General features: G+C 71.6%; 12 protein-coding genes. 6 read left to right on the top strand and 6 right to left on the bottom strand.

Annotation, left to right across the window (positions count from 1 at the left end):
• The first annotated feature begins 1 nt into the window (after position 1).
• Positions 2-1,006: a glucose-6-phosphate dehydrogenase (coenzyme-F420) gene (gene fgd, locus CF165_RS22665; RefSeq protein WP_093949552.1), complete on the top strand. Its 1,005-nt coding sequence runs from the start codon at positions 2-4 to the stop codon at positions 1,004-1,006.
• A 17-nt stretch (positions 1,007-1,023) separates the two neighbouring features.
• On the opposite strand, the gene CF165_RS22660 is transcribed toward fgd, so the two are convergent.
• From CF165_RS22660 to CF165_RS22650, 3 genes are read right to left on the bottom strand one after another with little or no spacing between them, the layout of a single operon-like run.
• Entirely contained in the window at positions 1,024-2,175 is a 1,152-nt protein-coding gene (locus tag CF165_RS22660) for an acetyl-CoA C-acetyltransferase (RefSeq protein ID WP_093949551.1), read from the bottom strand.
• Between the two features lie 8 nt (positions 2,176-2,183).
• Positions 2,184-2,954, bottom strand: a complete 771-nt coding sequence (locus CF165_RS22655; RefSeq protein ID WP_093949550.1) for an SDR family oxidoreductase — start codon at positions 2,952-2,954, stop codon at positions 2,184-2,186.
• Positions 2,951-4,096, bottom strand: a complete 1,146-nt coding sequence (locus tag CF165_RS22650; RefSeq protein WP_093949549.1) for an acyl-CoA dehydrogenase family protein — start codon at positions 4,094-4,096, stop codon at positions 2,951-2,953. Before CF165_RS22650 ends, CF165_RS22655 begins: the two co-directional genes overlap by 4 nt.
• 82 nt (positions 4,097-4,178) lie before the next feature.
• Between CF165_RS22650 and CF165_RS22645 the strand changes: the two genes are divergently transcribed.
• From CF165_RS22645 to CF165_RS22625, 5 genes are read left to right on the top strand one after another with little or no spacing between them, the layout of a single operon-like run.
• Positions 4,179-5,711, top strand: coding sequence for a FadD3 family acyl-CoA ligase (locus tag CF165_RS22645; RefSeq protein WP_093949548.1), 1,533 nt, complete (start codon positions 4,179-4,181; stop codon positions 5,709-5,711).
• Complete coding sequence (locus CF165_RS22640) at positions 5,708-6,553, top strand: enoyl-CoA hydratase (protein ID WP_093949547.1); 846 nt, start codon at positions 5,708-5,710, stop codon at positions 6,551-6,553. The genes CF165_RS22645 and CF165_RS22640 overlap by 4 nt, the downstream gene beginning before the upstream one ends.
• Entirely contained in the window at positions 6,553-7,680 is a 1,128-nt protein-coding gene (locus tag CF165_RS22635; protein WP_093949546.1) for an acyl-CoA dehydrogenase family protein, read from the top strand. The genes CF165_RS22640 and CF165_RS22635 overlap by 1 nt, the downstream gene beginning before the upstream one ends.
• Positions 7,677-8,603 (top strand): acyl-CoA dehydrogenase family protein, encoded by a 927-nt coding sequence (locus tag CF165_RS22630; RefSeq protein ID WP_093949545.1) that lies wholly within the window; start codon positions 7,677-7,679, stop codon positions 8,601-8,603. The genes CF165_RS22635 and CF165_RS22630 overlap by 4 nt, the downstream gene beginning before the upstream one ends.
• Positions 8,600-9,622 (top strand): acyl-CoA dehydrogenase family protein, encoded by a 1,023-nt coding sequence (locus CF165_RS22625; RefSeq protein ID WP_240521731.1) that lies wholly within the window; start codon positions 8,600-8,602, stop codon positions 9,620-9,622. The genes CF165_RS22630 and CF165_RS22625 overlap by 4 nt, the downstream gene beginning before the upstream one ends.
• A 15-nt stretch (positions 9,623-9,637) precedes the next feature.
• Here CF165_RS22625 and CF165_RS22620 read toward each other — a convergent pair whose 3' ends face one another.
• The 3 genes from CF165_RS22620 to CF165_RS22610 are packed head-to-tail and all read right to left on the bottom strand — an operon-like array spanning position 9,638 to position 12,363.
• Positions 9,638-10,069 (bottom strand): VOC family protein, encoded by a 432-nt coding sequence (locus CF165_RS22620; protein WP_093949544.1) that lies wholly within the window; start codon positions 10,067-10,069, stop codon positions 9,638-9,640.
• 57 nt (positions 10,070-10,126) lie between these two features.
• Complete coding sequence (locus tag CF165_RS22615) at positions 10,127-11,752, bottom strand: CocE/NonD family hydrolase (protein WP_093949543.1); 1,626 nt, start codon at positions 11,750-11,752, stop codon at positions 10,127-10,129.
• Complete coding sequence (locus CF165_RS22610; protein WP_093949542.1) at positions 11,749-12,363, bottom strand: TetR/AcrR family transcriptional regulator; 615 nt, start codon at positions 12,361-12,363, stop codon at positions 11,749-11,751. The genes CF165_RS22615 and CF165_RS22610 overlap by 4 nt, the downstream gene beginning before the upstream one ends.
• Positions 12,364-12,440: the final 77 nt, after the last annotated feature.

Genomic DNA, 12,440 nt, shown 5'->3' with positions numbered 1-12,440 from the left:
GGTGCGGCTGAAGGTCGGTTACAAGGCGTCGGCGGAGCAGTTCGGGCCGCGGGACCTGGTCGAGTACGCCGTGCGTGCGGAAGAGGCCGGCCTCGACTCGGTGTGGGTGTCGGACCACTTCCTGCCGTGGCGGCACGAGGGCGGGCACGCCCCGTGGGCGCTGGCGTGGATGCCGGCGGTGGCCGAGCGGACCAGCCGGGTGCAGATCGGGACGAGCGTGCTGACCCCGACGTTCCGGTACAACCCGGCGGTGATCGCGCAGGCGTTCGCGACGATGTCGCTGCTGTCGAACGGCCGCGTGATCCTCGGCGTGGGGACCGGAGAGGCGCTGAACGAGATCGCCGTCTCGGGGCGCGAATGGCCGGAGTTCAAGGAGCGGTTCGCGCGCCTGCGCGAGTCGATCAAGCTGATGCGCGAGCTGTGGACCAAGGACAAGGTCGACTTCGAGGGCGACTACTACAAGCTGGTCAACGCCAGCATCTACGACCGGCCGGAGCAGCCGGTGCCGGTGTACGTCGCGGCGGGCGGCCCGGTGGTCGCCAAGTACGCGGGACGCTCGGGTGAAGGGTTCATCTGCACGTCGGGTAAGGGCATGGACCTCTACACCGAGAAGCTGATGCCCGCGGTCAAGGAGGGCGCGCAGGCGGCCGAGCGCGACGCCGAGGACGTCGACCGGACGATCGAGATCAAGATGTCCTACGACCGCGACCACGAGAAGGCGCTGGAGAACACGAGGTTCTGGGCGCCGCTGTCGCTGACGGCGGAGCAGAAGCACACCGTCTCCTCGGCGGAGGAGATGGAACGGCTGGCCGACGAGCTGCCGATCGAGCAGGTCGCCAAGCGCTGGATCGTCGCCTCCGACCCGGACGAGGCCGTGGCCCAGATCAAGCCGTACCTGGACGCGGGCCTCAACCACCTCGTCTTCCACGGCCCCGGCCACGACCAGGAACGCTTCCTGGCCCAGTTCTCCGAGGACGTCCTGCCGAAGCTGCGTGCCCTGGGCTGATCAGTGCCCTGGGCTGATCAGAGCCGTTCGATGATGGTGACGTTGGCGGTGCCGCCGCCTTCGCACATCGTCTGCAGGCCGTAACGCCCGCCGCGGCGCTCCAGCTCGTGCAGGAGCGTCGCCAGCAGCTTGGTGCCGGTGGCCCCGATCGGGTGGCCGAGGGCGATCCCGCCCCCGTTCACGTTGACCCGGCCGGGGTCCGCGCCGGTTTCGTCCAGCCAGGCCAGGACCACGCTGGCGAACGCCTCGTTGACCTCGAAGAGGTCGATGTCCCCGATGGTGAGCCCGGCGTTCCGCAGCGCGTGCGCGGTCGCCGGGATCGGGCCGGTCAGCATCCACACCGGGTCCGCGGCCCGTACCGACAGGTGGTGGACGCGGGCCCGGGGAGTGAGGCCGTGCTCGTGCACGAAAGCCTCCGACGCCAGCAAAGCCGCGCTCGCGCCGTCGGAGATCTGGCTGGCCACCGCCGCCGTCAGGCGTGAGCCCTCGCTCAACGGCTTGAGCCCCCGCATCCGCTCCAGGCTGGTGTCCCGGCGCGGCCCCTCGTCGTGCCGGAACTGTTCGACCGCCACGGTTTCCGCGTCGAACCGGCCTTCGTCGATCGCGGACAGGGCCCGCTGGTGGCTGCGCAGCGCGTACTCCTCCATGGCTTCGCGGCTGATGTCCCAGTGCTCGGCGATCATGTCCGCACTGCGGAACTGCGAGACCTCGACGCTGCCGTAGCGCTCCTGCCAGCCCTTCGAGCCGGAGAACGGGTCGTCGAAGCCGTATTCGCGCCCGGCCAGCATCGCCGCGCTGATCGGGATGCGGCTCATGTTCTGCACACCCCCGGCCAGCACCAGGTCCTGGGTGCCCGACATGACGGCCTGGGCGGCGAAGTGCACGGCTTGCTGGCTGGACCCGCACTGCCGGTCGACGGTCACGCCCGGCACGTGGTCGGGGAACCCCGCGGCGAGCCACGCGGTGCGCGCGATGTTGCCCGACTGCGGGCCCAGGGTGTCGGTGCAGCCGAGGATGACGTCGTCGACGAGGTCGGGGTCGACGCCGGCGCGCTCGACGACCGCCTTGATGACGTGCGCCCCGAGGTCGGCGGAATGCCACCCGGACAGCGCGCCGCCACGCCGTCCCACGGGTGTGCGGACGGCGTCGAGGAGGAAGGCTTCGGGCACGGGGACTCCTAGGGGTGCTGGCTGCTGACGGAGACGACTTCGCCGGTGAGGTAGCTCGCGTAGTCGCTGGCGAGGAAGACCATGACGTTGGCGACCTCCCACGGTTCGGCGGCGCGGCCGAAGGCTTCGCGTTTCGTGAGGTCTTCGAGGAGTTCGTCGCTGGTCACCTTCGCGAGGAAGGGGTGCATGGCGAGGCTGGGGGCGACGGCGTTGATCCGGACGCCGTGCTCGGCGGCATCCAGCGCCGAACACCGGGTCAGCGCCATCACGCCTGCCTTCGCGGCGGCGTAGTGCGCCTGCCCGGCTTGGGCGCGCCAGCCGATCACCGACGCGTTGTTGACGATCGCCCCGCCGCCGCCCTGGGCGACGAACTGCTTGAGTGCCGCCCGGGTGCAGCGGAAGGTGCCGGTGAGGGTGATGTCCAGAACGCGTGACCACTCCTCGTCGGTCATCTCCAGGACCGATCGGGTGCCGCCGAGCCCGGCGTTGTTGATCATCACGTCGAGTCGTCCGAAGTGCTCGACCGTGCCGTCGACGAGGGCTCGGACGTGGTCCTCCTTGGTGACGTCGCAGGGCAGGGCGTGGACTTTGCCCAGTTCGGACAGCTCGGCCGCCTTCTCGCCGAGCCGCCGTTCGTGCCAGTCGCTGATCACCACGTTCGCGCCTTCTTCGAGGCAGCGTTTCGCGACGGCCGAGCCGATGCCGGTGCCGGCCGCCGCGGTCACCACGACCACTTTGCCGGACAGCAGGTCGTGGCCGGGCGGGTAGTGGGGGATCACGGGCGGGCCTCCCTGGGCAGGCCGAGGACGCGCTCGGCGATGATGTTGCGTTCGATTTCGTCCGACCCGCCGTAGATGGTGTCGGCGCGGGTGAACAGGAACAGCCGCTGCCACTCGTCGAGTTCCGGGCCGTCGGCGACCATCGACCGGACACCGCGGGCGCGCATGGCCAGTTCGCCGAGCCCGCGGTGCCATTGCGCCCACAGCAGCTTCCCCACCGCGACTTCCGGCCCGGCGGCCTGCCCGAGCGTCCGGAGGGCGTGCGCGCGCAGGACGCGCAGGCCGATGCGGGCGCGAGTCAGGTCCGCGCGCAGCAGCGGATCGTCGTGGGTGCCGAGCCGTTTCGCTTCGGCGGTGATGGCGTCGAGTTCGCGGCGGAACCCGATCTGCTGGCCGAGGGTGGAGACGCCGCGTTCGAACCCGAGGGTGGCCATGGCGATCTTCCAGCCCTCGCCCGGTGCCCCGACGACCAGTTCGGCGGACGTGCGGGCGTCGTCGAAGAAGACTTCGTTGAACTCCGACGTGCCGGTGAGCTGCTGGATGGGCCGGATGGTGACGCCGTCCTGCCGCAGCGGCACCAGGAGGTAGGACAGGCCGTGGTGACGTTGCGAGCCCGGTTCGGTGCGGGCCACCACGAAGCACCAGTCGGCCACGTGGGCGAGCGAGGTCCAGATCTTCTGGCCGTTGACGACCCACTCGCCGTCGCGCGGGACCGCCGAGGTCGAGACGGCCGCGAGGTCGGACCCCGCGCCGGGCTCGGAGTACCCCTGGCACCAGAGTTCCTCGACCGCGAGGATCTTGGGCAGGAACCGTTTCCGCTGTTCAGGGGTACCGAACGCGATCAGGGTGGGGCCGAGCAGCTGTTCGCCGATGTGGTTGACCCGCGCGGGGGCCCCAGCGGCGGCGTACTCCTCGTGGAACGCGACTTGGTCGTCCAGCGACAGTCCCCGGCCGCCGTGTTCGACGGGCCAGCCGACGCCCGTCCAGCCCGCCGCGGCGAGGTGGCGTTCCCAGGCCAGGCGCAGGTCGAACTCCTCGTGTTCCCGTCCCGGGCCGCCCAGGCCGCGCAGGCGGGCGAACTCGCCGGTCAGGTTGGCGGCGAGCCAGTCCGCGACTTCGCGGCGGAATCCCGTCGGTTCCACGCACGCCTCCTTGCTGCCGGGCCGGTCCGGCACCTAGGGTAATGAGAACACGTTCTAGTTTGCCGGTCCAGAGGAGGGTGTGGTGGGACAGACCACGATCCCGGCCGTCGTCCGGGATGCCGCCGCGAAGTTCGGCTCCGCGGAAGCCCTGGTCGACGGCCCCGTGCGACTCGGGTACGACCAGCTTCTGGAACGTGTTCGAACGGTCGCCCGCGCGTTCGCCGCGGGCGGCGTCCACCCGGGGGACCGGGTCGCGATCAACCTCCCCAACACCCACCACTGGGTCCTCTCCGCGCTCGGCGCGCTGTACGCGGGCGCGACGCTGATCCCGGTCAACACGCGGTTCACCGCCACCGAGACCGTGGACCTGCTCGTCCGCGCCCGGGTCAAGGCCCTCGTCGTCGCCGCGGACTTCCTCGGCGTGGACCGCCACGCCGCGATCCGGGAGACCGGGGTGGAGCTGCCGGACCTCGGCACCGTCGTCCGGGTGCCCCTCGAACAGCCCCACCGGCCGGTCGAGGGCACCCTCGGCTGGGACGAGTTCCTCGCCCTGGCCGCCCGCGTCCCGGAGGCGGAGGCCGAAGCGCGCGCGGACGCCGTCGGCCCCGACGACGTGAGCGACATCCTGTTCACCTCGGGGACGTCGGGCCGCTCCAAGGGCGTGCTGTCGGCCCACCGCCAGGTGGTCGACGTCGCCACGGCGTGGGCGGACTGCGGGCAGGTCACCGCCGACGACCGGTACCTGGTGATCAACCCGTTCTTCCACAGCTTCGGCTACAAGGCCGGCATCGTGGTGAGCCTGCTGACCGGCGCGACCCTCGTCCCGCAGGCCGTGTTCGACGTCCGCGCGGCGCTGAAGACGATCGAACGGGAGCGGATCTCCGTGCTGCCGGGCGCGCCTGCCGTCTTCCAGTCCCTGCTGCACGAGCCGCGCAAGGGCGACCTCTCGTCGTTGCGCCTCGCCGTCACGGGAGCGGCAACGGTGCCCGCCTCGCTGGTGCGCCGAATGCGGTCCGAGCTGGGCTTCGAAACCGTCCTGACCGGCTACGGCCTCACCGAAGCGGTGGTCGTGACGATGTGCCGCCCGGGCGACGACGCCGAACTGGTGGCCCGGACGTCCGGCCGGGCGACCGCGGGCTTCGAAGTGGCGATCCAGGGTTCGCCGGGGGAGATCGTGGTCCGCGGGCCGAACGTGATGCTCGGCTACCTCGACGACCCCGAAGCCACGGCCCGCACTGTCGACGAGGACGGCTGGCTGCACACCGGCGACGTCGGCGAGCTCGACGCCGGAGGAAACCTGACGATCACCGACCGGCTCAAGGACATGTACATCTGCGGTGGCTTCAACGTCTACCCGGCCGAGGTGGAACACGCCCTGACCGAGCTGGACGGCGTCCGCGACGTCGCCGTCATCGGCGTCCCGGACGAACGGCTCGGCGAGGTCGGCAAGGCGTTCGTCGTCGGCGCCGGGCTGACCGAAGAGACGGTTGTCGCGTTCTGCCGCGAGCGGCTCGCCAACTACAAGACCCCGAAGTTCGTCGAATTCCTGGACGAACTGCCCCGCAACGCTTCCGGCAAGGTGCTGAAGCGCGTGCTCAGTGAGGAGAAGGCATGAGTGACCCGGTGGTCCGGTCGGAGCGGCGCGGGCCGGTCGCGGTGGTGACGATGAACCGGCCGGACTACCGCAACGCCCAGAACTCGGCGATGACTTATGCCCTGGACGACGCCTTCACGGAGGCGGTGAACGATCCCGAGGTCAAGGTCATCGTGCTGGCCGGGGCGGGCAAGCACTTTTCGGCCGGGCACGACATCGGCACGCCGGGCCGGGACGTCGACGTCAGTTTCGACCGGCGTGCGGTGATGTGGTGGGACCACACCGACCGGGCCGGGGGTGACCAGCGGTTCGCCCGCGAGTCCGAGGTGTACCTGGGGATGTGCCGCCGGTGGCGGGAGATCCCGAAGCCGATGATCGCGAGTGTGCAGGGCGCCTGCATCGCGGGCGGGTTGATGCTCGCGTGGGTGTGCGATCTGATTGTCGCCTCGGATGACGCGTTCTTCGCGGATCCGGTGGTGCGGATGGGGATTCCCGGAGTGGAGTACTTCGCGCACCCGTGGGTGCTCGGGCCGCGCGCGGCGAAAGAGGTCCTGTTCACCGGCGAACGCTTCACCGTTCAGCAGGCCAAGGAATGGGGCATGATCAACCGGATCGTGCCCCGCCCCGAGCTGGAGCAGCACACCCTGGAGCTGGCGGAGAAGATCGCCGCGATGCCGCAGTTCGGGCTGGCGCTGGCCAAGAAAGCCGTCAACCAGGCCGAAGACCTGATGGGCATGCGGTCCGGGATGGACTCGGTGTTCGGGCTGCACCACCTGGCGCACGCCCACAACGCGGAAACGTCGGAAGACTCTCTCGGCGGGCAGTCGGCGCGGTCGATGCGTGACGCGAACAAGGGGGCCTGATGGACCTCGACATCGATGAGGCGTCCGCCGCGTTCCGTGACGAGGCCCGGGAATGGCTGGCTTCGCACGTTCGGTCGTTGCCGTCGATGGACACCGCCGAGGGGTTCGCCGCGCACCGCGAGTGGGAAGCCGAACTCGCCGAGGCACGCTGGTCGGTCGTGTCGTGGCCGCGTGAGTACCACGGCCGGGACGCCTCGATGCTGCAGTGGCTGCTGTTCGAGGAGGAGTACTACGCGGCCGGAGCGCCGGGCCGGGTGAGCCAGAACGGCATCTTCATGCTCGGCCCGACGTTGTTCGCGCACGGCACCCAGGAGCAGCGCGACCGGATCCTCCCGCCGATGGCGACCGGTGAGCAGGTGTGGGCGCAGGCGTGGTCGGAGCCGGAGGCGGGCAGCGACATCGCGGCGCTGCGGAGCACGGCGGTCCGCACCGACGGTGGCTGGTTGCTGTCGGGGCAGAAGACGTGGAGTTCGCGGGCCACTTTCGCGGATCGGGCGTTCGGCCTCTTCCGGACCGATCCCGAGGCCCAGCGTCACCACGGGCTGACCTACTTCATGGCCGATCTGCGAGCCGAGGGCGTCACCGTCCGCCCGATCCCGCAGCTGGACGGCGAACCCGGCTTCGCGGAGATCTTCTTCGACGAGGTTTTCGTGCCCGACGAGGACGTGATCGGCGAGGTCGGCCAAGGCTGGCGGGTGGCGATGACGACCGCGAACAACGAGCGCGGACTCTCGCTGCGCAGCCCGGGCCGGTTCCTCGCCGCCGCGGATCGCCTGGTGGACCTGTGGCGTGACAACGGCGAGCCACCGTCCACACGGGACAGAGTGGCGGACGCGTGGATCGGAGCGCGGGCGTATCAGCTCTACACGTTCGGCACGGTCAGCAGGCTGGCGGACGGCGGTGAGCTGGGCCCGGAGTCGAGCGTCAACAAGCTGTTCTGGTCGCATCTGGACGTCGAGCTCCACGAGACCGCGCTGGACGTGCTCGGCCCGGCCGGGGAGACCGACCGCGGCTGGGTGGACGGCTACCTGTTCTCCCTGGCCGGGCCGATCTACGGCGGTACCGACCAGATCCAGCGCAACACCATCGCCGAACGGCTGCTGAAACTCCCGAGGGAGCGCCGATGAAGTTCCAGCTGTCCCCGGAACAGCGCCAGTTCTCCGCGTCCCTGCACGACTTCCTCGCCGGCGCGGACACCGCGGCGGTCGCCAGGTCCTGGGCGGCCGGGGACCACGACCGCGGGCTCAAGCTCTGGCGCGGGCTCGCCGAGCTCGGGGTCCCGGCCCTGCTGGTCGACGAGGAGCACGGCGGGCTCGGCGGGACGCCGGTCGACGCCGTGGTCGCCTTCGAAGCCCTCGGCTACCACGCCGTGCCCGGACCGCTCGTCGAGACCGCCGTCGTCGCGCCCTCGGTGCTCACCGGCGACCGGCTCACCGCGCTCGCCGAGGGCGACCTCCTCGCCACGGCCGTCGCGCCACCCGAAGTCCCCCTCGCGCTGGACGCCGACGTCGCCGGCGTGGTCTTCGACCTGACCGCCGGGGAGATCACCGGCCCCGAGATCGAGCCCGTCCGCTCGATCGACCCGGCGCGGCGGCTGTTCCGGGTCACCGGGACCACCCAGGGGACCGCCACCCCGGCGGCGTTCGACCGTGGCGTCCTCGCCGTGGCCGCCCAGCTCCTGGGGGCGGGGCAGTGGCTCCTCGACACCTCGGTGGCGTACGCGAAACAGCGTCACCAGTACGGCCGGGCCATCGGTGAGTACCAGGCGGTCAAGCACCTCCTCGCCGACGTCGTCACCCAGCTCGAACTCGCCCGCCCGCTCCTCTACGGCGCGGCGCTGGCCGGGGAGAAGACCTTCGCCCGCGACGTTTCGGCGGCGAAGGTCATGGCCTCCGGCGCCGCTCACCTCGCCGCGCGGACCGCCCTGCAGGTGCACGGCGCCATCGGCTACACCGCCGAGCACGACCTCGGGCTGCGGCTGACGAAGGTGCGGGCCCTGGCCGGGGCCTGGGGGACCGGTTCGTTCCACCGGGCGCGGGTCCTGCGATGACGGACCCGATGGACACCGAGGAAAGCCGGGCGCTGCGGGACGCCGTCCGGGCCCTGCTGACGCGCCGGTCCGGGCCGGAGGCGGTGCGGGCGGCGATGGAGTCGCCCCTGGGGTACGACGACAAGCTGTGGTCGACGCTGTGCGAACAGATCGGCGTCGCCGCCCTGGCGATCCCGGACCGCTACGGCGGCGCGGGCGCCGGTCTGGCCGAGGTGTGCGTCGTGCTCGCGGAGCTCGGCCGGACGCTCACCCCCGCGCCGATGCTGGGTTCGGCGGTCCTCTGTGGAGAAGCCTTGCTCCGCACCGGTAACGACGAAGCCTGCGAGCGGCTGCTGCCGGGCATCGCCGCGGGAACGACGCTGGCCGCGCTGGCCTGGTCCGATGTGGACGGTCAGGCGACCTTGACGGCGTCGGCGGCGGGCCTCGACGGCCGCGCCTGCTACGTCCTCGACGGCGACATCGCGGACGTCGTCCTGGCCGTGGCCTGCACCCCGGATGGGACTGGCCTGTACGAAGTGCCCGTCGAAGGCGTCCGCCGGGAGCGCGTCACCGGCCTCGACCCGACGCGGCGGCTCGCCGTCGTGGAGTTCGCGTCGACGCCGGCGCGGCGGCTCGACCTCGGCGGGTTTACCGAGCAGCTGCGGCAGCTGCGTGCCACGGCGGTGACCGCCGTCGCCGCCGAACAGGTCGGCGCGGCGGCCCGCGCGCTGGAACTGACGGTGGAGTACACGAAGCAACGCCGTCAGTTCGGTCGCCCGATCGGGTCGTTCCAGGCGCTGAAGCACCGGATGGCCGACGTGCACGTCCACGTCGAAGCGGCGCGTTCGGCCCTGTACGCGGCTTTGGTGGACGGCGACCCGGAGGCCGTCTCGGCGGCGAAGGTGGTGTGCGGCGAGGCGTTCGCCCACGCGGCGGCGGAGATGATCCAGCTCCACGGCGGCATCGCGATCACCTGGGAGCACGACGCGCACCTCTACTTCAAGCGCGCCCACGGAACGGCCCTGCTCTTCGCCGGGTGAGCCCCGGCCGGCGTCTCAGACCGCGAAGACCTGGGAGTCGTCGGCGAAGGCCTTGAACTCCAGGGCGTTCCCCGCGGGGTCGAGCAGGAACATGGTCCACTGCTCACCGGCCTGGCCCTCGAACCGGACGTAGGGCTCGATCACGAACTCCGTCCCCGCGGCACGCAGCCGGTCGGCGAGGGCCCGGAACCCCGGGACGGTGAGGATCAGGCCGAAGTGCGGCACCGGGACGTCGTGGCCGTCGACCGGGTTGTGGATCCGCCGCGGCCCGCCCGGCGCCAGGTGCGTCACGAACTGGTGGCCGTGCAGGTTCCAGTCGATCCACGTCTCGGCGCTGCGGCCCTGCTCGAGGCCGAGGACCTCGCCGTAGAAGCGGCGGGCGGCGGCCAGGTCGTCCACCGGCATCGCCAGGTGGAAGCGGGGGAGGGGCGGGTCGGGGACGGTCATCGGGCTCCTTTCGGCGACACTTGCCTGCGGCCCGACACTACGACATGCGCCGTTCAGTCATCCCCGGCGCACCGGGAGCACGATCGCCGACGGCCGGTTGGGGTCGTGGTGCACCTCCTGCTCCGCGGCGCGCAGCGTGACCGCGGTGGCGTGGGGCTCGCCGGTGCCGGGGTTGCGGGCGTACCGCGGGAATGCGCCGCTGGAGACCTGGACCCGGATCCGGTGCCCGCGCCGGAACCGGTGCGCCGTCGGCCAAAGCCGCACGGCGACGGCGGCCGGCTCGTCCGCGTTCCGCAGGCTGGTGAGGCCGTCGCAGACGTTGACCGAACGGCCGTCCGGGTCGACGTCGCACAGCCGGACGAAGACGTCGGCGAACCGCAGGCTCGAGCGGAAGAAGATCTCCGCGCTCACTTCGCCGATGACTTCCACGTCTTCGCCGAGCACGGGCGTGGTGTAGGTGAGGACGTCGGCGCGGGCTTCCAGCGCCGCGTTGTCCACCCGGCCCGCGTCGGGGGCCATGCGCACGCCGCCGGCCGCCGGGGTCGGGTCCGCCGGGTCGTAGCGGTACCGGTCGGGCTCGGACTCGCCGGGCGCGTCAGTGGAGAGCGTGCCGCCGGAATGCAGGTGGAACCGTTGCGGCGCATAGCCTTCCGGCGGCCACGAAGCGAAGTCGCGCCAGGCTTCCTCGCCCATGACGAACAGCCGGACCGGCGCGCGCTCCGGCGGTTCCTCGCCGCGGGCGTGCGCCAGTCCGAACTCGAAGGTTTCCCGGAGCGTCGTGCCCGTGCTCTCGAGCAGGTCGGAGCGGCCGGCGTGGGTCCACGGCCCGACCGAGAGCCGCGGCCGCCGTCCCGCGTCCTGCAGCGTCCGGAAGTCGCGCAGCTGACCGGGCAGGAAGATGTCGTACCAGCCGGCGATCGAGCTGACCGGGACGGTGACGTCGGCGACGCGCTTGCGGTGGTCGACTTCGGCCCAGCGCGGGTGGTGCTCCGGGTGGGCGAGGATGTCCTGGATGTAGTCCGAGCGGTGGCCGATGGCGACGACGTCGGCTTGCGCGAGCGGCAGCGTGTTCAGTGCCTGGGCCAGCTTCTTCGCCTGGCCGCGCTGCCGCAACAGCGCGAAGCGCCGCTCCTGGACCGCGACCTGGACACCCCAGCCGAACGGCGTCTCCAGCGAAAGACCGTCCTCCCGCAGGAACTCCAGCGTCAGCCCGGACTCCGTGACCTGCGGGATGATCGCCTTGACCTGCGGCGGCAGGCGATCGGCGACCGCCCACTGCACGTAACCGAGGTAGCTGGCGCCGACGAGCACCATCGCGTCGCCGAACCACGGCTGCCCCACGACCCAGTCCAGCGTCGCGAGGCCGTCCTCGCGCTCCTGCCGCAGCGGGTCGAAGTCGCCACCGGAGCCGAAGCCGCCGCGGGTGCTCTGCACGAGCACCTGGAAGCCGCGTTCCGCCAGGGGCCGGCCCAGGAGCGTGCCGAACGGCATCCGCCGGCCGTAGGGACTGCGCACCAGCGCGGTCGGCAGCCCGTCCCCGCCCGCGCGCGGCACCCACCGGTCGGCGAGCAGTTCGGCGCCGTCGGGCATCGGGACGCGCAGGTCCTTCTGGACGACAACGTCCCGGGTGCCCGGCGCGGGCAGCTTCAGCAGGCGCTCGAGGAGATGACTGATCGGGTTCACCGGCGGGGCTCCTTCGTGATCATGTCTGTGACGACCGACCGGATCCGCACCAGCCGATCGGTGAACTCCTCCGGGTCCAGGGGCTCGGGCCCCTCGATCACCCAGGCGTTGACGAGCGCGCCGGCCCCGCCGGTCAGGAAGGCGGCGAGGTCGTCGACGCCCTGCCGCCCGAGCCGGTCGCCGAGCCCCCGGACGATGCCCTCCCGGTTGAGCGGCAGGAACACCCCGGTCAGGGCCTGGTTGAGCGCGAACGCGGACGAACTGGTGAGCAGGGCCCGGTAGAACCGCCGGTGCGCGGCGAAGTGCCGGGCCAATGCCAGCATCGCGGCCCGTTCTTCGCCGGGGGCACCGGACAGCACGTCGAGCGACCCGTCGAGCAGCTCTCGCCGCACCAGGTCCAGCGCGGCCTCCAGAAGCAGGGCGTCGCGGTCGCCGAACTGCTGGTAGAGCACCTGCCGGCTGACGTCGGCCGTCTCGGCGATGTCCGAGACGGGGACGGCAGCCGTGCCCCGGTCGCCGACGAGGTCCACAGCGGCCCGCATCAGCGCGGCCCGCGACCGGCGCACCCGCCGGTCTTTGGCGGGGGCCTCGGTCGTCCAGTCGGCCTGCATGCCCACGATAATGAACAGGTGTCAAGAAAATAGCAAGTGTTCGCTAACCTGTCGCGCCGCGGGGATGCGAGGATGCG

Source organism: Amycolatopsis vastitatis (genome assembly GCF_002234595.1).
GTDB classification, from domain to species: domain Bacteria; phylum Actinomycetota; class Actinomycetes; order Mycobacteriales; family Pseudonocardiaceae; genus Amycolatopsis; species Amycolatopsis vastitatis.
Note: the sequence above shows the minus strand (reverse complement) of the source record. Positions and strands in the feature narration are given on the sequence as shown.